Origin of the sequence: Pseudomonas sp. NPDC099000 (genome assembly GCF_044759925.1) — a bacterium.
GTDB lineage: Bacteria > Pseudomonadota > Gammaproteobacteria > Pseudomonadales > Pseudomonadaceae > Aquipseudomonas.
The window spans coordinates 385,026-404,947 of the sequence record NZ_JBIWAF010000003.1 but is presented as its reverse complement, the minus strand read 5'-3'; the positions used below and the strand labels follow the sequence as shown (position 1 = coordinate 404,947).

Annotated in this window: 19 protein-coding genes; all 19 read right to left on the bottom strand. The window is 59.5% G+C overall.

Annotation, left to right across the window (positions count from 1 at the left end; genetic code table 11):
* Positions 1–4: 4 nt before the first annotated feature.
* A complete protein-coding gene (fliG, locus tag ACIQV9_RS06475; protein WP_007894195.1) occupies positions 5–1,024 on the bottom strand; it encodes a flagellar motor switch protein FliG in 1,020 nt (339 codons plus the stop codon).
* The gene (gene fliF, locus ACIQV9_RS06470; protein ID WP_403099437.1) at positions 1,017–2,804 is read right to left on the bottom strand and encodes a flagellar basal-body MS-ring/collar protein FliF; all 1,788 of its coding nucleotides are present in this window, start codon (positions 2,802–2,804) and stop codon (positions 1,017–1,019) included. Before fliF ends, fliG begins: the two co-directional genes overlap by 8 nt.
* A 14-nt stretch (positions 2,805–2,818) precedes the next feature.
* Entirely contained in the window at positions 2,819–3,148 is a 330-nt protein-coding gene (gene fliE / locus ACIQV9_RS06465) for a flagellar hook-basal body complex protein FliE (RefSeq protein WP_010456962.1), read from the bottom strand.
* A 290-nt stretch (positions 3,149–3,438) separates the two neighbouring features.
* Positions 3,439–4,818 (bottom strand): sigma-54-dependent transcriptional regulator, encoded by a 1,380-nt coding sequence (locus ACIQV9_RS06460; protein WP_403099434.1) that lies wholly within the window; start codon positions 4,816–4,818, stop codon positions 3,439–3,441.
* 5 nt (positions 4,819–4,823) lie between these two features.
* The gene (locus ACIQV9_RS06455) at positions 4,824–6,029 is read right to left on the bottom strand and encodes a sensor histidine kinase (protein ID WP_403099579.1); all 1,206 of its coding nucleotides are present in this window, start codon (positions 6,027–6,029) and stop codon (positions 4,824–4,826) included.
* A gap of 128 nt (positions 6,030–6,157) precedes the next feature.
* Complete coding sequence (locus ACIQV9_RS06450; RefSeq protein ID WP_403099431.1) at positions 6,158–7,633, bottom strand: sigma-54 dependent transcriptional regulator; 1,476 nt, start codon at positions 7,631–7,633, stop codon at positions 6,158–6,160.
* Positions 7,634–7,806: 173 nt separating this feature from the next.
* The gene (locus ACIQV9_RS06445; RefSeq protein ID WP_403099428.1) at positions 7,807–8,103 is read right to left on the bottom strand and encodes a flagellar protein FliT; all 297 of its coding nucleotides are present in this window, start codon (positions 8,101–8,103) and stop codon (positions 7,807–7,809) included.
* 10 nt (positions 8,104–8,113) lie between these two features.
* Positions 8,114–8,509 (bottom strand): flagellar export chaperone FliS, encoded by a 396-nt coding sequence (gene fliS / locus ACIQV9_RS06440; RefSeq protein WP_403099425.1) that lies wholly within the window; start codon positions 8,507–8,509, stop codon positions 8,114–8,116.
* A gap of 128 nt (positions 8,510–8,637) precedes the next feature.
* Positions 8,638–10,044, bottom strand: a complete 1,407-nt coding sequence (gene fliD, locus ACIQV9_RS06435; protein ID WP_403099422.1) for a flagellar filament capping protein FliD — start codon at positions 10,042–10,044, stop codon at positions 8,638–8,640.
* An 82-nt stretch (positions 10,045–10,126) separates the two neighbouring features.
* Entirely contained in the window at positions 10,127–10,492 is a 366-nt protein-coding gene (locus ACIQV9_RS06430) for a flagellar protein FlaG (RefSeq protein WP_403099577.1), read from the bottom strand.
* Positions 10,493–10,566: 74 nt separating this feature from the next.
* Positions 10,567–11,418 (bottom strand): flagellin domain-containing protein, encoded by an 852-nt coding sequence (locus tag ACIQV9_RS06425; RefSeq protein ID WP_403099419.1) that lies wholly within the window; start codon positions 11,416–11,418, stop codon positions 10,567–10,569.
* A gap of 252 nt (positions 11,419–11,670) precedes the next feature.
* Positions 11,671–11,940, bottom strand: coding sequence for a hypothetical protein (locus tag ACIQV9_RS06420; RefSeq protein ID WP_403099416.1), 270 nt, complete (start codon positions 11,938–11,940; stop codon positions 11,671–11,673).
* A complete protein-coding gene (locus tag ACIQV9_RS06415; protein WP_403099414.1) occupies positions 11,937–13,229 on the bottom strand; it encodes a motility associated factor glycosyltransferase family protein in 1,293 nt (430 codons plus the stop codon). Before ACIQV9_RS06415 ends, ACIQV9_RS06420 begins: the two co-directional genes overlap by 4 nt.
* 96 nt (positions 13,230–13,325) lie before the next feature.
* Positions 13,326–14,252, bottom strand: a complete 927-nt coding sequence (locus tag ACIQV9_RS06410) for a ketoacyl-ACP synthase III (protein WP_403099411.1) — start codon at positions 14,250–14,252, stop codon at positions 13,326–13,328.
* 228 nt (positions 14,253–14,480) lie between these two features.
* Positions 14,481–15,533, bottom strand: coding sequence for a pseudaminic acid synthase (pseI, locus tag ACIQV9_RS06405; protein ID WP_403099408.1), 1,053 nt, complete (start codon positions 15,531–15,533; stop codon positions 14,481–14,483).
* Positions 15,526–17,031 (bottom strand): UDP-2,4-diacetamido-2,4,6-trideoxy-beta-L-altropyranose hydrolase, encoded by a 1,506-nt coding sequence (gene pseG, locus ACIQV9_RS06400; protein ID WP_403099405.1) that lies wholly within the window; start codon positions 17,029–17,031, stop codon positions 15,526–15,528. The genes pseI and pseG overlap by 8 nt, the downstream gene beginning before the upstream one ends.
* On the bottom strand, positions 17,028–17,723 hold the full coding sequence (pseF, locus tag ACIQV9_RS06395; protein ID WP_403099402.1) for a pseudaminic acid cytidylyltransferase: 696 nt from the start codon (positions 17,721–17,723) through the stop codon (positions 17,028–17,030). The genes pseG and pseF overlap by 4 nt, the downstream gene beginning before the upstream one ends.
* 21 nt (positions 17,724–17,744) lie before the next feature.
* Positions 17,745–18,908 (bottom strand): UDP-4-amino-4,6-dideoxy-N-acetyl-beta-L-altrosamine transaminase, encoded by a 1,164-nt coding sequence (pseC, locus tag ACIQV9_RS06390; RefSeq protein ID WP_403099399.1) that lies wholly within the window; start codon positions 18,906–18,908, stop codon positions 17,745–17,747.
* Positions 18,905–19,906: a UDP-N-acetylglucosamine 4,6-dehydratase (inverting) gene (gene pseB, locus ACIQV9_RS06385; RefSeq protein ID WP_403099396.1), complete on the bottom strand. Its 1,002-nt coding sequence runs from the start codon at positions 19,904–19,906 to the stop codon at positions 18,905–18,907. The genes pseC and pseB overlap by 4 nt, the downstream gene beginning before the upstream one ends.
* Between the last annotated feature and the right edge of the window lie 16 nt (positions 19,907–19,922).

The following is a 19,922-nucleotide window of genomic DNA, read 5'->3' as shown; positions in this document are numbered from 1 at the left end:
GACCTTAGATCATCTCTTCGCCGCCCTTCCCGCCGAGAACGATTTCTCCGGCTTCGGCCATACGGCGGGCAATGGTGAGGATTTCTTTCTGCGCGGTTTCCACGTCGCTGACGCGCACCGGGCCTTTGGCCTCGAGGTCGTCGCGCAACAGTTCGGCCGCTCGTTTGGACATGTTCTTGAAGATCTTTTCCTTGACGCCTTCGTCCGACCCCTTGAGGGCCAGTACCAGCACGTCGGAGGACACTTCGCGCAGCAACGCCTGGATTCCGCGGTCGTCGACATCGGACAGGTTGTTGAACACGAACATGAGGTCTTCGATCTGACCGGACAGGTCTTCGTCGACTTCGCGAATCGAGTCCATCAACTGACCTTCGATCGAGCTGTCGAGGAAGTTCATGATATCGGCCGCACGCTTGATGCCACCCAGGGTGGTACGCGAGGCATTCGAGTTGCCGGAGAACTGCTTCTCGAGAATCTGGTTGAGTTCTTTCAGGGCGGCTGGCTGCACGGTGTTCAGCGAGGAAACCCGCAGAATGATGTCCAGACGCACCTTGTGGTCGAAGTTGCCAAGCACTTCACCGGCCTGGTCCGGGTCGAGATACGCCACGACGATCGCCTGGATCTGCGGGTGCTCGTAACGGATCACGTCGGCGACGGCGCGCGGTTCCATCCACTTCAGGCTGTCGAGGCCGCTGGTGTTGCCGCCCAGCAGGATGCGATCGATCAGGCCATTGGCCTTGTCTTCGCCCAGCGCCTGGGTGAGCATTTTGCGCACGTAGTCGTCGGAGCCGACGCCCAGGCTGGTCTGGTCGCCGACGATGTCGACGAACTCGCTCATGACCTGCTCGACCTGCTCGCGATGGACGTTGCCCATCTGCGCCATGGCCACACCCACACGCTGGACCTCTTTGGGCCCCATGTGGCGCAACACTTGGGCAGCATCGGTCGAACCCAGGGACAGCAGCAGAATCGCGGCTTTGTCGACCTTGGTCAGTTTGGCGGCAACGGCTCGGTTATCACTCATCTGCGTTAATCCACTCTTTCACGACCTGGGCCACGCGACCCGGATCTTCTGCCACCAGACTCTTGATTGCATTCAACTGTGCGTCATAGCCTTCGCTCGGGCTCGGCAGCAGGATGCTTTGCGGACCACCGAGGCTGACGCGGTCGTTGGCCAGTTCGCCGTCCAGGCCGCCCATGCCACCAAGCTCCACGTCGCTGCCGATGCCGGCCAGCTGCTTGCCTTTTCCGCCACCGGTGATGTTGTTGAGCACCGGACGCAGCACACCGAACACCAGCACCAGGATGAACAAGACACCCAGCACTTGCTTGACGATGTCCCAGAACCATGGCTGGGAGTAGAACGGAATATCGGCAATCACTTCACCGCGCTCGGCGGAGAACGGCATGTTGATCACACTGACGCTGTCACCACGGCTGGCGTCGAAACCGACGGCGTCCTGCACCAGGCGAGTGAAGCGCGCCAATTCATCGGCGCTCCACGGCGCACGAGTGGTCTCGCCATTGGCGGCGTTGACCTTGACCTGATCATCCACGACGACCGACACCGACAGGCGATTCAATCGGCCCTGCTGTTGCTTGGTGTGGCTGATCGAACGGTCGAGCTCGAAGTTCTTGGTGGATTGTTGACGCTTGTCCGCCGGGTACGGCGCCAGCATCGGCTGACCGGTGGCCGGGTCCATGATTTGCTGACCGTTGGCATCGATCAACGGCTGGCCTGGCTGAACCATACCGGCCGCCGCGGTGCTGCCACCGGTGGTTTGCGGCGCGGAGGCTGGCGATGGCGGCTGGTTGCTCAAGGCACCCGGCACACCTTGCGGGCCATTGCTGGCGGTGCGTTGTTCGTTGACCGACTGCTCGCTGCGCAACGCCGGTTGATCCGGATTGAACTGCTCGGAGGTCGACTCGACGGCACTGAAGTCCACGTCGGCCGAGACTTCGGCTTTATAGCGGTCGTTGCCCAGCACCGGTTGCAGGATGTTGTGCACGCGCTGGGTCAGCATGGTTTCCATGCGACGGCTGTAATCGAATTGCTTGCCGGCCATGGTCAGTTCGGAGTTTTCCGCCTGATCCGACAGCAGGTTGCCTTTCTGGTCGACCACGGTGATCTGGGATTTGCTGAGCTCGGGAACGCTGGTCGCGACCAGATTGATGATCGCCACCACCTGACCCGGCTCCAGCGAGCGACCGGAATACAGTTCAACCAGCACCGAAGCGCTTGGCTTGCGTTCGTCACGCACGAACACCGAGCTTTTCGGAATCGCCAGGTGCACGCGGGCACCCTTGACGTTGTTCAGGCTGGAAATGGTCCGGGCCAATTCACCTTCGAGGCCGCGACGATAACGGGTCGCTTCCATGAACTGGCTGGTCCCCAGGCCCTGGTCCTTGTCGAGGATTTCAAAACCGATGTTGCCATCGCTGGGAGTGACACCAGCGCCCGCGAGCTTGAGCCGCGCACGGGACAGGTCATCGGCCTTGACCAGCAAGGCACCGGAGTTGGGTTCAACGGTGTAGGGAATATCGGCGGTGGCCAGGGTATCCATGACCTGTTTGGCGTCCATACCGGCAAGGCTGCCGTACAGAGGCCGGTAGTCCGGCTGCTGCGACCACAGCACCACGGCAAAACCAATCGCCACGCTCGCAGCCAGGCCGACCAACAGGCCCACCTGACGCAACATGGTCATCTCGGAGAGGTTTTCCAGGAAAGACAACCCGAACAGCGGCGGTTTGCCGTCTATCGGAGTGGCCTTGGCCGGAACGTTATCGGCGACTGCTTCTGCCATGACTCAATTCGTCCTTAAACCGGCATCTGCATGATGTCTTGGTATGCCTGAACCAGCTTGTTGCGCACTTGGGTCAACGCCTGAAAAGACACGCTGGCCTTCTGCGAGGAAATCATCACGTCCGTCAGGTCGACGCCGCTCTTGCCAATTTCGAAGGCACTGGCCAACTGACTGGACGCTTGCTGGGTGTCGTTCACTTTATTGACAGCCTGACCGAGCATGTCGGAAAAGCTGCTGCCACCCAGTTCAGGGACTGCGGCAGTCGATTTAGGCGCAGACATGGCATCCATTTGCATGGAACGCATATCCAGCATCAATCGATTAAATTCAATACCTTGGCTCATGATCTACTCTCATTGGCGACCCGCAATTTTTTGACACTCACTCGGCGGGTAGTGAGGTGTTAGCAACAAGGGTGCCAGCTCCGTGGCTGCATTGAACAAAAGCCCTTCCTTAGCCCTCATTCCAATCTTTCGAGCCGTGTCTCAATTCTGTAGCAGCTGGCGAAGTTTGCGTCCGGCTGCGCAGCAGTCGTGAAATCAGCCAGCGCGGAGTTTCAGAAAGACCGAGTGTTCAGGCTTTACGACTGCTGCGCAGCCGGACGCAGGCTTCGCCAGCTGCTACAAAAACCGTGTCAGGTGGCAAACAAGTACGCTTCCACATCCATTCCGGCATCGCGCATCTGCGCCAGCTTGTAGCGCAAGGTGCGCGGGCTGATACCCAATCGCTCGGCGGCTTCTTTGCGGCGACCGCGTTCGGAGCGCAAGGTGTCGATGATCATCTGGAATTCACGGCGGCGCAGGTCATCACCCAACGCCCCGGCCGATTCAGTCTCGACCTCCGCCGCCCGCGCCGGCGCCAATGCCGACAACGGCGCACAGGCCACCGGCCCGGACAGACAGAAATCCTGAGGCTGGATCAAGCCACCCTGCTGCAGAATCAAGGCACGCTGGATGGCGTTGTCCAGTTCACGTACGTTGCCCGGCCATGGATAACCGATCAGGCACGCCTGCGCCTCGGGCGACAGTTTCGCCGCTGCATGCTTCATTTTATTGACGTGTTTGGCCAGCAGACGCTCGGCCAGCGGCAGGATGTCGGCGGTACGCTCGCGCAGCGGACGCCAGGCCAGTGGAAACACCGACAACCGATAAAAGAGGTCTTCACGGAACCGCCCCGCCGCCACTTCACCGGACAAGTCACGGTTAGTGGTCGCCACCACCCGGATGTCCAGGGAGATCGGCTTGCGAGCGCCGACTCGTTCGACTTCGCGCTCCTGCAACACCCGCAGCAATTTGGCCTGGAGCCCGAGGGGCATTTCGGAAATCTCGTCGAGCAGGATCGTGCCGCCATCGGCCTGCTCGAACTTGCCGGCCTGCGCCGCGATGGCGCCGGTAAAGGAACCTTTTTCGTGACCGAACAAGGTGGCTTCGAGCATGTTGTCGGGGATCGCCGCGCAGTTGATCGCAATGAAAGGCTGACTGGCGCGATGGGAATGCTGATGGATGTAACGCGCCAGGACTTCTTTACCGGTCCCGGACTCGCCGGAGATCAATACCGTCGAATCGCTGCGCGCGACCCGCGCGGCCAGTTCCAGCAATTGCACGCTGGCCGGCTCGAAGGCGATCGGCCCTTCGCTCTCGGTCGCACCGAGCGCGCCCAATGCGTGCCGCGCCACCAGGTCGAGCAAGGCTTTGGGCTCGAACGGCTTGACCAGATAATCCGCCGCGCCCTGGCGCATCGCATCGACGGCCCGCTCGACAGCGCCGTGAGCGGTCATCAGCAACACCGGCAACTGCGGCTGGCGCGTTCGCAGCAAACCGAGCAACTGATGGCCGTCCATGCCCGGCATATTGACGTCGCTGATCACCAGGCTGAACGCCTCGTTGCCGACCGTCGCCAGCGCTTCTTCCGCCGAACCGACGGCCGTGTAATCGTGCCCCGCGAGCAGCAGCGTATCGGCCAGTGCTTCGCGTAGCGCGCGATCATCCTCGACCAGCAGAACCTTGATTGCCATGTCCTTCACTCCGCTCCCCGAGCGTTGGGCTGCTCACCGGAAAAAAGCGGCAGGATGACTTGCGCACAGGTGCCGCGACCCGGCCGCGAGCGCAACTGCAATTCTCCCTGATGAGCACGGGCCACTGCCTTGACCACGGTCAGGCCCAGGCCGGTCCCGGTGGTTTTAGTGGTGAAAAACGGCTCGCCCAGACGCTCCAGCACCGTGCCATCGATGCCGCTGCCGCTGTCACTGACGCACACGCGCAGGCTGTTTTCGCGGGTGTAGAAATGCACCTTCAAGCGGACAGCTCCGGCACTGGCCTGAATCGCGTTCTCGATCAGATTGAGGATCGCGCCGACCAGGGTGTCGCGATTGCACAGCAACTCACCGGCGTGACTGTCGCACTGCCAGCGAATCGGCAGGTCCTGAACATGGGTCAGCGCCGCCGATTGCAGCGACTGCATCAGTTGCTTCGGCGTGACGCGGTTGGTCAACGGCAGCTCGCCGCGAGCGAACACCAACATGTCGCGAACCTGATGCTCCAGTTCATGCAAACGCTCTTTCAGGCGCCCGGCGAAACGTTGTTGCGTGGCGACCGGCAACTCCTGCTCAGTCAGATGACTGGCGTAGAGCAAAGCGGCAGACAACGGGGTTCGAATTTGATGAGCCAACGAAGCGACCATTCGCCCGAGGGACGACAGGCGCTCGTGACGGGCCAGTTGATCTTGCAGATGACGGGTTTCAGTCAGGTCGTTTAGCAATACCAACTGCCCAGGCTCGGCATCCAGCGAACGAGTGGCGATCGACAGACGCCGACCGTCCTTGAGGGAGATTTCGTGACCGTCGTCTTCGCGGGGGGCAAAGCAGCGGGCGATGACATGGCGCCAGAGCTCGCCTTCGAGGGGCAGACCGAGCAACTCGCAAGCCGCTGGGTTGGCTTCACGCACAATGCCCTGGGCATCGATGACGATGACGCCGCCAGGCAACAGATCGAGAAGGTTTTGCAAACGGTTGGCCAGGCGCTCCTTTTCCGCCAGCTCTTGCATGCGCTGAGCGCTGACCACTGCCAGTTCGCCCTTGAGCTCGGTGACCCGGGCTTCAAGCATGCTGTAGGAATCAGTCAACTGGCTCGACATCTGGTTGAACAGCGAGAATGCCTGCTCAAGGCCAAGCCGGCTTGCCTGCTCTACGGACGACGGTTGCCCCGAAGCATCAGGGACAGGAGACATCTGGGCGGCTTGGGGCATCGTGCTCTCTCGCTTGGCTGACCGTCAGTTAAACGGAACGTTGCGAGGGATGTAGCAATACCCGTGCCTAAAAAAAACCGCCTATAAATGAATGACTTGAAAAACAGGCGTCAATCATCCGCCTGTTCATCACCGTCACGACGGCTCATGCCGTACTTGCGCATCTTTTCCACCAGCGTGGTGCGACGAATACGCAGGCGTTCTGCGGCACGCGCCACGATGCCATTGGCATCATCCAGCGCCTGCTGAATCAGGCCCTGCTCCAGACCACCGAGATAGTCTTTCAAATCCAGGCCTTCCGGCGGCAGCATGGCGTTGGCGGTGAAGTCCGGTGTATGGCCGTTGATGGCCACCCGCTCTTCAAGATCGCTGCGCAGGCTGTCGACCAGTTGCTCGTCTTCATCATCGACGTAGCGGAATTTCTTCGGCAATTCGACCACGCCGATCACCCCGTACGGGTGCATGATCGCCATGCGCTCCACCAGGTTGGCGAGTTCGCGAACGTTGCCCGGCCAGCCGTGACGGCACAGCGACATGATCGCCGCCGAGTTGAAGCGGATCGAACCGCGCTTCTCGTGCTCCATGCGCGAGATCAACTCGTTCATCAGCAACGGGATGTCCTCGACACGCTCACGCAGCGGCGCCATTTCGATCGGGAACACGTTCAGGCGGTAGTACAAATCTTCGCGGAAGGTACCGATCTCGATCATGCTTTCGAGATTCTTGTGGGTCGCCGCAATGATGCGCACGTCGACGCTTTGGGTCTTGTTGCTACCCACGCGCTCGAAGGTGCGCTCCTGCAAGACGCGCAGCAACTTGACCTGCATCGGCAAAGGCATGTCGCCGATTTCGTCGAGGAACAGGGTGCCGCCGTTGGCCAGCTCGAAACGCCCGGCACGGCTGGTAATGGCGCCGGTGAAAGCGCCCTTCTCGTGGCCGAACAATTCGCTTTCAAGCAACTCGGCCGGGATCGCCCCGCAGTTGACCGGAACGAACGGCGCGTCACGACGCTTGGAGTGATAGTGCAGGTTGCGCGCAACCACTTCCTTGCCAGTACCGGACTCACCAAGGATCAGCACACTGGCGTCGGTATCGGCCACTTGCTGCATCATCTGACGGACGTGCTGAATCGCCCGGCTGGTGCCGACAAGGCTGCGGAAAAGATTGGGTTCGCGATGACGACCGCGCTCGCGGGCCTGGTCATACATCTCGCGATAGACCTGGGCACGGTGCAGCGAGTCGAGCAATTTGCTGTAGCTGGGTGGCATTTCCAGGGTCGAAAGCACTCGGCGACGCTGGTCTTCGGGCAAGTCAACGGAAGAATTATCACCCATTAACAAAACCGGAAGGAACTCATCCCAGGTTGCGAGTGTCTTTAACAAGCCCAGAAGTGCGCCAGGAGCATTGACCGTCCCGATGAGGACACAGATCACTTCACGACTTGATGACAAAGAGCCGACAGCCTGCTGCCAGTCATGGCTACCACAGGGTAAATTTTCTTCGCCGAGAAAATTTAAAATCACCGCCAAATCGCGGCGGCGGACGCTATCGTCATCAATCAGCAGAATTTTGGTTTCACGCCACATGCAATAGCAACTTCCCTAGTCAACTCAATGCCCAAAATGATGGGGCAAGCTAGACGCTTGCAGACACGTTATGCCTGTAGACGCCTGAAATCTGGAACCAGCCACTAGTTAAGTCAAAAAACCGTGCACAGTCAAATTTATGGCGCACTATGTTTGGATTAACTGAGGATTAATTAACCAAACAGATGGTAAACCTTTGCCGCGCTCTGCGCTTGATGGATCTGCGACATCTCGTCGACTATCGCTTGCCTCTCCCCCGTCGCCGCCTCCAGAAGCTGCTTGTACACCCCCAGCAACTCCTCAAGGTTATCGCGCAGAGCAGTTTCGTCCACCGACGCTTCACTCAAGACGTCTTCCATACAGGAACGACACGCCAGGTCCAACTCACCGATGGCCTCCCAGTTTCGCTCGGCCAATGCACCGACCAGGGCTTCGCGGGTGTGCTCGATTCGCTGCAATACAAGACTCATGGTGATCTCCTTAAAACTGCGGACCCGGTGCGGCAATAGCATCCCAACCGTCTTTGACTGTTCGAAGCAAATCAGAGACTTCGTCGAGAATCTTCGGATCGGTCTTGATGTTGGCCTCGGCCAGACGTTTCATCATGTACGCATACAGATTGTCCAGGTCACCAACCGTTTCGACGGAATTCTCGAGGTCCAGGCCTTCACGCAAACCACCAATGATGCCGATGGCCTTGCCGATCAAGACACCTTTGTTTGGGATGTCTTTGCGCTCAATCGCGCCCTTGGCCTGGGCGATACGATCCAGGCCACCTTCCATCAGCATCTGCACAAGACGATGCGGGCTGGCTTCGGAAGTTTGCGCCTGAGCGCCAATCTTCTGGTATTGGCGAAGGGCTAACATCGGATTCATGTTGTACCTCATCAAAATGCTGTAGTTCGTATAACCAGTGTATCGACGACGCGTCAAAAAACTTTAGATTCAAATGCAAAAAGCCCGGAGCGCTTGAAAACGCTGCCGGGCTTTTGGCGTTATGCGTGTTACGAGTTCTTTTGCTGCGCGGTCATCGCCTCAAACATCGAGGTGATGTTGCTGGCTGTCGCCTTCAACTTACCAACGAGCGTGTCCATGTCGTTGTACTTTTTGGTCAGTACAGCGGTCAGTGTTTCGACCCGACGATCCAAGGCAGCCTGATCAGCCGTCAGCCTGGTTTTGGTCACATTCAGGTTGGTGGTGCGAGTGTCGAGAATGCCACCGGTATCGGTGTACGGCTTGATCACATTGTTCATGCGCTCGATCAGGCCGTTAGTACCGGTAAACAAGGTCTGAACCTCGCCACCGAGCTTCTTGTCGTTCATCGCAGCGGTGAACTTGGTGCCGTCAAAGTTCAGTGCACCGGTTTTCTGGTCCGTGGTGATCCCCAACTGCGAGAGCACGGTCAGCTTGTCGCCAGCACCGGTCTGGGACAACGGCCCACGAATGGCAGCCAGCAACGAACGGGGCAGCGGGTCACCGGTGAGCGCAGCCGGGACGGTCGGCTTGCCGTCATCGTCCAGGGAGGGCTTGGTCAAGGACGTCACCGCGTTGGCAACGGCGTTGTAGGCGTCGACAAACTTCTGGATCGATGCCTTCAGGCCATCTTTGTTGGTCGCGACGTTAACAGTCGATGTGCCTGCGCCGGTCAGGGTCAGACTCAGACCGGAGATCGTGTTGGCGATGGTATTGGACTTGCTGGTCATCGCCAGACCATCGACCGAGAACACCGCATCCGCAGCCAGGCCGCCGATCGCGCCCGAAGAGGTTGCGGTCGGTACGGCAGCCATTGGGGCCGTACCGTCGATGGCCAGCTCGGGGATACCGGTGGCGGAGATATCGGAACCTGCACCGGTCGCGGTCGAACCCAACACCAGACGCGAACCGAAGCTGTCGGTCACGATGTTGGCGCTCAGGCCGCTAGCCTGGTACTGGCTGTTGATCGAGTCCCGTACCGATTGCAACGTGGCGCCCGCACCAACGGTAACCGGGTAGCTGGTGCCGTTCTGGGTGATGGTCAGCGTGCCTGGCGTTATCGCACTGGTCGCGCCGCCGGCAAAGGCCGCGGAGGCGACTTTCGACGAGGTGGCAAGGCTGGTGACTTTGACCACGTAGTTACCGGCAACAGCGGTGTTGCTGGACGTGGATGTCAGTACTTTGGGGTCGGAGGACGTTGCCGAATAACCCGTGAACTGAGGGGTCGTCGTGCTGCCCAGATCGGTGAGTGCTTTCTGGAACGTGGCCAGCAGCGACTTCAGCGTACCAATCCCGGAGATGCTCGCCGTGTTGGTCGTGGTCCCACGGTCGATCTGACCTTGCTTGGCCGCTTTGTCAGCGTTCACCAAGGCTTTGACGATAGCACCAGTATCAAGGCCGGAGCCTAAACCCGTGCCCGGTAAAATTGGACTTGCCATGTGGAACTCCCTTCAGTGTGTCGCCGGCCTTTTGACCACTACAACGCCCAAAAGAACATAGCAACAAAATTCATGCCAACTGTCAGGCTTTAGCGCTGAACAACAGGCTGCTTGCATCATTCAAACTATTGGCCAGTTTCAGGACTTCTTCGTTGGGGATCTGACGGACCACCTCACCGGATTCACTGGCAATGACCTTTACAACAACCTGACCTGAAGGCTCATCAATCGAGAACTCCAGATTACGCTTGACCGACTGAACGAACTTTTCAATTTCCTGGACGGCCATCTTCAGGTTGTCCTGCTCAGTCTGTGCGCTCTTGCGCACCTCCTTGACGTCGACCACTTTCGCGGGCTCCGCTCGAGGCTTTTCCGCAGACAAGTCGGCAACCGGGGTCGCGTGCTTGGCCGCCGGATAAGACAAGTTCAGCTTCACGCTCATATCCATGTCCATCACCTCTAAAAGTAAAAAAGCGAGAGGGTACGACAAGCGCACACCCCTCGCCAAAACTCAATCAGCTATTACTGAAGCAGTTTCAGTACAGCGGATGGCAGTTGGTTGGCCTGGGCCAGAACTGCGGTGGAAGCTTGTTGCAGAGTTTGTTGCTTGGTCAGCTGGGCAGTTTCAGCAGCGAAGTCGGTATCTTGTACGCGACCACGAGCAGCTTCAGCGTTTTCGTTGATGTTCTGCAGGTTGGAGATGGTGCTGGTCAGACGGTTTTGTGCAGCACCGAGGTCAGCACGCGCGGAGTTGATGGTTTGCAGAGCGGCGTCGATACGGGTCAGGGCTGCGGAGAACGAAGCTTGAGCGGTAGCCGAGTTGTTACCAGTGATCTGCGTGGTAGCCGAGTCAACGGACAAGGCAGCAGCGCCGAAGCCGCTTGGCAGGCTCAGAGTGATCTGGTTAGCCGAACCGGTGTTGGAACCGACCTGGAAGGTCATGGTACCAGCGGTGCCGTCGAGCAGGTTTTTGCCGTTCAGGTTGGTCGAAGCAGCGATACGAGTCAGCTCGTCCGACATTGCCGCGAATTCTTTGTTCAGAGCGACACGGTCTTGAGTACCGTTCGAGTCGTTTCGAGCTTGAACAGCCAGTTCACGCATACGCTGCAGAATGTTGGTCGATTCCTGCATCGCGCCTTCAGCGGTCTGAGCAATCGAGATACCGTCGTTGGCGTTTTTGATCGCCATAGTCTGGCCACGGATTTGCGCGGTCATACGGGTAGAGATCTGCAGGCCGGCGGCGTCATCTTTAGCGCTGTTGATTTTCAGGCCGGAAGACAGACGAGACATCGAAGTCGACAGAGCATCGGAAGCACGGTTCAGGTTTTTCTGAACGTTCAACGACGTGGTGTTGGTGTTTACAGTTAAAGCCATGACGAATTCCTCGTTGGTTGGGTACTGCGGCTTCCGGCCCTGGCAACCGCCGGGTATGGCCTAGAGAACCTTCGTAATAGTTATCGTCGCCAACGCAACTTGCTTTAGGGGATTTTCAAAAATATTTGCCATCACGTTGCCACCCCCCGTAAATCAAGGGGTTGGCGACGTTTGACAGCGAAAAAATGACGTCAGGGAAATGTCGGCGACAGGTTGGCGAGGATTCGCCGGCACCGACTGAAGATAAATCGCTTAAACGGACAGCGTGTCATTCAGCAACCGGACCAGTTCATATTCCAGGTAATCGGCCAGTGCGAGCCAGTTCTGCGCTTCCTGACACGCGAACATCTGGCCGAGCACAAACGCCCACTGCTGCTGAGCCTCCTGCGGCTTCGAATCGAACGCCGGGTGGACCGCACCGACCAGCTCGATCATCGCCAGCCCGGCTTCGACATCACGCCCCAGGCGAAACAAGGTTGCACAGTGCTGCGCATCGGCAACGAAGGTTTCAAGCACGCTCACGATGCAAACTCCGGATGAAAAACCGTGCCGGCAATCATCGCCCCTGCCCGGCTGCTGTTATAGAAGCGCACCTTGGGATGGCCCGCGACAAAACGCTCCAGCTCACACAGATAGCTGCGGAAGTTGAGCTGAGTCTTGATGCGCTGGCCATGACCATCCAGCACCCAATGCTTGGCGGCGCCCAGTTGCGGCCCCAGGTCACCATCGTTCCATCCCGCGTGGGTCTTGTCGCCCGGAAAGGCGAAGTCGGCGCCGAACAGCGTGATCTGCGTCGCGCCCATCTTCACCGCCAGGTCCGCCGCCGGATGAATCACGCTGCCACCGACATACAACTCGCCCCTGGGCAATTGCCGACGCAACTGCTGGTAGATCGGGCTCGCGGAATAACCGGCAAAACGCGGCCCCTGCCAGGCTTCAATCACCACCGGATCAAGCATGGGCATGTACACCAGCGTGATGTCGGCCGTGCCTTCAGGCGGCAGGTGCCGGTCCGAAATGCGCTGGTCGATACTGACGACAATGTCGGGACGAATGCCGTGCTTGAGCAACGGACGATAGGCCGTATCGACGCAGATGAATAACGGTCGCGCGGCTTCATTGCGAATCGCGCGCAAGGTCGCAAAGTGCTGTTCCAGGCTCGGGCCGGTGGCGATGACAAACACCTCCTGCCCCGGCTGTGAACCGAACAGATCGGCCACATCCTGATCGGCCTGCACCCATTTGAGACTGACCTGCAAGCGCTCGATAATCTCAGGCGCCTGCGGGTCGAACTCTCGATTATTGAAGGTCAAGTGGGTTTCGCTGATCAGGCGATCACGGATCTTCGCGTTGAAATCGTCGGCCAGCACCAACTCGGAAGGCAAGGCAAAAAACGGCAGCTGGATTTCCCCCAGATCACCGGCATACAACAACTCGACCCGCGAATCGCTGAGCCACGGCTGTTGATCGAGCAGTTGCAGCACCAAGGCAAACACGGCGCCGTTGAGGATGTGCACGTACAACCGCTCAAGACCGGCACGTTGCAGCAACTCCATTTGCAGATCGCCGAGCCCGGTGCCGTAGACATGCGCCACCGGACTGTCGAGCGGCAAGCTATCAGCCTGAAGCACGGCCTCGCGACTGCGGTCATGGCGGCTGGTCAGCTGAATGCCGTTGATACTCAACGTCGAGCCCAAGCCTTCCACCAGATCAGCCTGTAGCAGGTTCGTGTCTTCAACCAGCAAGCGCACAGCCAACGCCGGCCAGCGTTGCTGGATGACGTCGACGTTGTGCTCAAAGAACTCGCTCATGGCGCCTCGCATTGTGTTCGGGCAAAAAAATAGCGCTCAAGATTACACCTTGAGCGCTTTTTTTGTGTCTGGCTTTCTGTGCTTAAAGCACCGGGCTCAAGGACGATAGAGGATCGCCGAGCCCCAGGACAGCCCAACGCCGAAACCGCTCAGCGCAACGCGCTTCCAGTCGGAGTCCAGCACGTGTTTTTCCAACAGCAGCGGAATGCTCGACGACACAGTGTTGCCGGTCTCGACCATGTCCTTGATGAACTTCTCCGGCTCGCCTTCGAAGCGGCGCGCCACCGCGTCGACAATCGCTGCGCTGCCCTGGTGGATGCAGAAGGCGTCGATGTCATCAGCGGTCAGTTGCGAGTCAGCCAGCAGCTCATGCAAGTGCGCCGGGACTTTGAGCAGCGCAAAGTTGAACACCTGACGACCGTTCATGTAGAACACGCCGTCAGTGACTTTCAGGTGCGGCGCACCGGAACCGTCGGTGCCGAACTTGGCTTTACCGAGCTGCCACGGCGCGTTTTCGCCCATCCAGGTTGCAGTGGCGGCGTCGCCAAAGAGCATGGTGGTGTTGCGGTCTTCCGGGTCGACGATTTTCGAGTACGGGTCGGCGGTGATCAGCAAGCCATTCTTCAGGCCCGCGGCTTCCATGAAGCCCTTGATCGCGTAGATGCCATAGACGTAGCCGGAGCAGCCCAGGGAAATATCGAACGCCGCTACGGAGGTCGGCAGGCCCAGTTTGTCTTGAACGATGGCGGCGGTGTGTGGCAGGCCTTCTTCGTCGCCGTTCTGGGTGACGACGATCAGTACGTCGACATCTTCGCGTTTCAAATCGGGATTGTTGGCGAACAGTGCATTCGCTGCTTCGACACACAGGTCCGACGTTTCCTGCCCAGCGTCTTTGCGCGGCAGGAAGGCCGAACCGATTTTGCCCAGGATGAATTCTTCATCCTTTTCGAATTTTGCACCTTGTGCGTAATTGTCCACGCCGGCTACAGGAACGTAGCTCGCAATGCTTTTTATGCCAATCATTACGGCTTCCCAATAATAAACAGCCCAATACCACCGCTCGTAATGATTCGAGGGGCGCCGACAAACAGAGAAAAACGTCGTCCCCAGCAGGCGACAACGGGAAGAATAAAAGGCTATCACTGGGCCAGAAACAGGCCAGGCGCCACCTTCCCGATTAATACAATACAGTGAAGATGCGCGTTATGACTCGCAGGTCACGCGATTTTGCCGAATCAAACCGATATGGCGTTATTCGACCAACGACCAGTCCAGCGGGGTTCCACGCTTGATGGCGTGGCGGGCGCGGCGGCCCAGAAGGGTTTCAGCGTGTTTTGGGGCCAGCCCCAGGCCAGGACGGATGGCCCGAAGATTGGTGATGGTAAAAGGCTCGCCGGCCGCCATGTCTTGCGTGACATAGAGGGAACGCCGATAGACCAGCGACTTGCGCTCCGCTTCGGTCACGCCGTAATGCACCTGGCCCATGGCCTGCCAGGCACGCTCGGTTTCGATCACCAGGCTTTCGAGTTCGGCCGGCTCCAGGGAGAAACTGGCGTCCACACCACCGGCCGCGCGGTCGAGGGTGAAATGCTTCTCCACCACCGTCGCCCCCAGTGCCACCGCCGCCACGGAAACGCCAACGCCCATGGAGTGATCGGACAGCCCGACCTCGCAGCCAAACAATTCACGCAAATGAGGAATGGTGCGCACGTTGCTGTTAGCCGGTGTTGCCGGATAAGTGCTCGTGCATTTGAGCAGCACCAGATCCTTGCACCCCGCCTCACGGGCCGCGCGCACGGTTTCGTCGAGTTCGGCGATGCTGGCCATGCCGGTGGAGATGATCAAGGGCTTGCCAGTGGCCGCGACCCGGCGAATCAGCGGCAGGTCGGTGTTTTCGAAACTGGCGATCTTGTAGGCCGGCACATCAAGGCTTTCGAGGAAGTCGACGGCGCTGTCATCGAAGGGCGTGGAGAACGCCAGCATGCCCAGTTCTTTGGCCCGGGCAAAAATCGGCGCGTGCCATTCCCACGGCGTATGCGCTTTCTCGTACAAGGCGTACAACGACGATCCGGCCCACAGACTGTTGGGGTCCTTGATGAAGAACTCACCTTCGGCCAGGTCCAGGGTCATGGTGTCTGCGGTGTAGGTTTGCAGCTTCAAGGCGTGCGCGCCGGCCTTGGCCGCGGCTTCGACGATTTGCAGCGCCATGTCCAGCGACTGGTTATGGTTGCCACTCATCTCGGCGATGATGAAGGGCGGCGCATCGGCACCGATCGAGCGTTTGCCGATCTTGAAACTAGTCATTGCGTTGATCCTTTAATACGTGCGTGAACGCGCAAGCACTCTGAGTGAAACCGGCTTCGCGAAATACCTTCAGCGACGGCTGGTTGGCCGGTAACACCTGTGCGGTGATGGCGGTCAGTTGCGGCCAATGGGCGGTCACGAACGCCTCGCCGCGGGCCAGCAGCGCCCTGCCCCAGCCCAGGCTCATGCGATTTTCGAACAGATAAATCGAGACTTCCGCTGTAAAGCCGCGCAAGTCATAACGCAACACGCCCACCGGACCGTCATCGGCTTCGGCGATCAACAGCAAGCGCTGGGCATTATTCAAACTGGCGGTCAGCCAGTTTTGATGCGATGACCATTCAATCGCCCCGGTCTCCAGCGACCAGCGCCGTACCGCTTCGGCATTGCGTCCGTCGAACAGAAGCTGCGAATCGTCTGCGGTCGCGGGGCGGATCTGCAACACCGCACCGGCCAAGGCGGCCGCCACCCGTTGCGCCCCCCGGCCATCGACCAATTGCCGTGAACGGTCGGCCAGGCTCTGGCGTAATCCCTGATTGCCCGCGACAAAACTGATCGCCTGACGCAATTGCTCGACGCTGACCTGCTCACGAGCGCCCAGATAAACATGAGCGCCCGCAGCCGCCATGACCTCGCCGTTGGCCTGCTGATTGTTCGAGACCGCAATGCAAATTGTCGGCAGCCCCATGGCCGCCCGCTCCCAACTGGTGCCGCCACCGGCGCCGACAAACAGGTCGGCCTCGGTCATCAGCCGGTAGAAGTCGCTGACAAAACTGTGCAAGCGCCAGTTCGGGCGATCCGCCGCCATGGCCTGCATCGTGTTCCAGGCCGGGTTGTCGGCACCGGCAACGAAATCGACTTCCAGCGTAGCGAAATCCGCCATCGCCAACATCGCGTGATGAGTCTGCATCGCCGCATCAAAGCCGCCGAAATTCACCAACACCCGTTGGGCGTGCGGCTTGATCGGGATCGCCGGGCAGCAGAACTCATCGCGCAGCATCGCGAAACGTGGGCCGAACAACGTATGGCAGCCAGGCGCGAGCAGCGAGTCATAAGCCTCTGGTGTGCCGGACAGGTTCTGGTTGAGCAGCAGGTCGACGGCGTACTGGCGAGTGGCAAGGTCATCCACTGCGGCGATCCGTGGCGCCCAGCGCCGGGCCGCGGTCTGCCAGTGATGGTCGAGGCCATAGTGGTCGACGATGATCCAGTCGAACGCCGGATGGTTTTCCAAGACGTGCGCCAACGCGTCGATGTCCGCCTGCCACGGCAACATGGATTCGATGGCTTGCTGCGGGTCCTCGTCGGGGTAACGTTCCGGCAACGCGAAGGTTTCAAAACCTTCGGCCGCCAGCGCGTCCAGACGATGCCCCGTCAGTCGACGACACGCAAAGGCAACGTGCGAGCCCTGCTTGCGCAAGGTTCTGGCCAGGGGCAACAGCCGGGCGATATGCCCGCTGCCGATGGTCGGCGATGCGTCGGAGCGAATCAGCACCCTCATTGCAGTTCGCCTCCAGCCTTCAACGCGGCGTAAAGGTATTCAGCGCGTTTCCAGTCTTCGAGAGTGTCTATGTCCTGCACCAGATGCCGCGGCAGAATCACCGGCAGGCTCGCCGGGGAAAACAACACATCGCCGCGCAGCCAGGCCTCGCTGCGCCCCCAGTAGAACTGCCCGGCGTCTTGAAAGGCTTCGGCCAGATCCTGCGAGCGGGTGTTGCGAAATTCCGGGTACAGCGACATCAGTGCGCCCTGCTCGTCGAGGGTCAAGGCACGCTGCACGGGAAAGCCGAAACCGGCCACGGAAAACGCGAAGGATTTATCGGGATGCTGCTCCAGCAATTCAAGCCCCTGACGCAAATAGCGCGCCTGCAACAGCGGCGCGGTGGCGTAGACGCAACAGGCATAGTCGAACGCCGGAAGCTCATTCAAGGCATGCACCATCACCGCCGCCGTGCCCGTGAAATCATCGGCCAATGTTGCCGGACGCATGAACGGCACCTCAGCACCGTGCGCCCGCGCGACCTCGGCTATTTCTTCATCGTCGGTGCTGACGATCACCTGATCGAACAGCTGCGAATCCAGCGCCGTACGGATCGAGCGGACAATCATCGGCACGCCGTCGAACGGCTTGAGGTTCTTGCGCGGGATACGCTTGCTGCCGCCCCGGGCGGGAATGATCGCTACGCAGCTCAAGATTCACTCCTGTTCAAGGCACTACTCTTCAAGAATCAGTCGCCGCAGTTGCTCGATCACATAGTCCTGCTGTTCGTCGCTCAGCAAGGGAAACAGCGGCAGGCTGATAGCCTCGGCGTAATAACGCTCGGCTTGCGGGAAGTCACCTTCGGCAAAACCCAGGTCGCGATAGTACGGCTGCAGGTGCACCGGAATATAGTGCAGGTTCACACCGACACCCGCCGCTCGCAAGCCTTCAAACACTTGTCGATGGCTGAGGTTGATCCGCTCTACCTGCAACCGCACCACATACAGGTGCCACGCCGACTCGGCCTCGGGCTGCGCACTGGGCAGCATCAGCGGCAAGTAGGCCAACAATCGGTCGTAACGCGCCGCCAGTTCGCGACGGCGTTCGATGAAGTCGTCGAGCTTGTTCAGTTGTGACAAGCCGAGGGCCGCTTGCAGGTCGGTTATCCGGTAATTGAAACCCAGCTCCACTTGCTGGTAGTACCAGGGACCATGGCTCGGCTCTGTCATCTGCTGCGGATCGCGGGTCATGCCGTGGCTGCGCAAGCGCTGCAAGCGCTCGGCCAGGTCTGCACGATTAGTCAGGACCATGCCGCCTTCGGCGCTGGTGATGATCTTCACCGGATGAAAACTGAATACCGTCATTGCCGCGAATTCGCCGCACCCCACAGGACGCCCGGCATAGGATGCACCCACCGCGTGGGAGGCGTCTTCGATGACGGTGAAGCCATAACGCTCGGCCAGTTCGGCGATCTTGCGCATGTCGCAGCTTTGGCCTGAGAACGCCACGGCCACCACGACCTTTGGCAGCGTCCCGTCACGTTCGGCGTCTGCCAGTTTCGCTTCCAGCGCGTAGGTGTCGAGGTTCCAGGTCAGCGGATCGATGTCGACAAAATCCACCTCGGCGCCACAGTAGCGACCGCAATTGGCAGAAGCCAGAAAGGTGTTCGGCGTGGTCCACAAGCGATCGCCCGGCCCGAGTCCCGCCGCCAGACAAGCAATGTGCAGCGCGGCAGTGGCGTTGCACACCGCCACCGCGAAATCAGCCTGGCAACGCTCGGCCATGGCCTGTTCAAAACGCTCGACGGTCGGCCCTTGAGTCAGCCAGTCAGACTGCAACACAGCAACCACCGCATCGATGTCTGCCTGATCGAGACTTTGCCGACCGTAAGGAATCATGCCGGCAACCCGGCGTGCAGGTCGGCGATCTGGCCCACCGACAGGAAGTGCGGGTTGGTGTCGGATCGGTATTCGAAGTCTTCACTCACAGGCCGGCCCTGCTCGCCTGTGTTATCGACGGCAAAATCCACGTCGACGCTGGTGAAGCGGATCGACGGCTGAATAGTGTAGTGATCGGCGAACTCCAGGGTCATGCGCGCATCGTCCAGCGGCACCATCAATTCATGGAGTTTTTCGCCAGGACGAATACCGACGTTCTTGTGCGGCAAGTGTTCCGCCATGCCCAGCGCCAGATCGACGATGCGGATCGATGGAATCTTCGGCACAAACACTTCGCCGCCGTGCATGCGAGCGAAGCTATCAAGTACGAACTGCACGCCGTGATCGAGGGTGATCCAGAAGCGCGTCATGCGCTCATCGGTGATCGGCAACTCTGTTGCGCCTTCGTTGATCAACTTGCTGAAGAACGGCACGACAGAACCGCGCGAGCCTGCCACATTGCCGTAGCGGACCACGGCAAACCGCGTCTGCTGTTCGCCGGCAATGTTGTTGGCGGCCACGAACAGTTTGTCCGACAGCAACTTGGTGGCGCCGTACAGATTGATCGGGCTGGCAGCCTTGTCGGTGGACAGCGCGACGACTTTTTTAACGCCGTTATCGATGGCCGCGGCAATAATATTTTCCGCGCCATTGACGTTGGTGCGGATGCATTCAGTCGGGTTGTACTCCGCCGCCGGGACTTGTTTCAGAGCGGCGGCATGCACCACGTAATCGATACCGCGCATGGCCTGACGCAAGCGCTCGCCATCACGTACATCGCCGAGGAAGTAGCGCATGCACGGCGCATTGAACGTCTGCTGCATCTCGTACTGTTTGAGCTCGTCGCGAGAGAACACCACCACCCGTTTAGGCTGGTATTGCTCCAGCAGACGGCGGATGAAATTGCGCCCGAATGAACCGGTGCCACCGGAGATGAATATCGATTTACCGTTGAACATGCCTTGAGTCCTTTTA

Excerpts from the sequence above, each read along its gene's own strand:
- fliG (WP_007894195.1), bottom strand. The coding sequence starts at position 1,024 with ATGAGTGATAACCGAGCCGTTGCCGCCAAACTGACCAAGGTCGACAAA.
- fliF (WP_403099437.1), bottom strand. The coding sequence starts at position 2,804 with ATGGCAGAAGCAGTCGCCGATAACGTTCCGGCCAAGGCCACTCCGATA.
- fliE (WP_010456962.1), bottom strand. The coding sequence starts at position 3,148 with ATGAGCCAAGGTATTGAATTTAATCGATTGATGCTGGATATGCGTTCC.
- ACIQV9_RS06460 (WP_403099434.1), bottom strand. The coding sequence starts at position 4,818 with ATGGCAATCAAGGTTCTGCTGGTCGAGGATGATCGCGCGCTACGCGAA.
- ACIQV9_RS06455 (WP_403099579.1), bottom strand. The coding sequence starts at position 6,029 with ATGTCTCCTGTCCCTGATGCTTCGGGGCAACCGTCGTCCGTAGAGCAG.
- ACIQV9_RS06450 (WP_403099431.1), bottom strand. The coding sequence starts at position 7,633 with ATGTGGCGTGAAACCAAAATTCTGCTGATTGATGACGATAGCGTCCGC.
- ACIQV9_RS06445 (WP_403099428.1), bottom strand. The coding sequence starts at position 8,103 with ATGAGTCTTGTATTGCAGCGAATCGAGCACACCCGCGAAGCCCTGGTC.
- fliS (WP_403099425.1), bottom strand. The coding sequence starts at position 8,509 with ATGAATCCGATGTTAGCCCTTCGCCAATACCAGAAGATTGGCGCTCAG.
- fliD (WP_403099422.1), bottom strand. The coding sequence starts at position 10,044 with ATGGCAAGTCCAATTTTACCGGGCACGGGTTTAGGCTCCGGCCTTGAT.
- ACIQV9_RS06430 (WP_403099577.1), bottom strand. The coding sequence starts at position 10,492 with ATGGATATGAGCGTGAAGCTGAACTTGTCTTATCCGGCGGCCAAGCAC.
- ACIQV9_RS06425 (WP_403099419.1), bottom strand. The coding sequence starts at position 11,418 with ATGGCTTTAACTGTAAACACCAACACCACGTCGTTGAACGTTCAGAAA.
- ACIQV9_RS06415 (WP_403099414.1), bottom strand. The coding sequence starts at position 13,229 with ATGAGCGAGTTCTTTGAGCACAACGTCGACGTCATCCAGCAACGCTGG.
- ACIQV9_RS06410 (WP_403099411.1), bottom strand. The coding sequence starts at position 14,252 with ATGATTGGCATAAAAAGCATTGCGAGCTACGTTCCTGTAGCCGGCGTG.
- pseI (WP_403099408.1), bottom strand. The coding sequence starts at position 15,533 with ATGACTAGTTTCAAGATCGGCAAACGCTCGATCGGTGCCGATGCGCCG.
- pseG (WP_403099405.1), bottom strand. The coding sequence starts at position 17,031 with ATGAGGGTGCTGATTCGCTCCGACGCATCGCCGACCATCGGCAGCGGG.
- pseC (WP_403099399.1), bottom strand. The coding sequence starts at position 18,908 with ATGATTCCTTACGGTCGGCAAAGTCTCGATCAGGCAGACATCGATGCG.
- pseB (WP_403099396.1), bottom strand. The coding sequence starts at position 19,906 with ATGTTCAACGGTAAATCGATATTCATCTCCGGTGGCACCGGTTCATTC.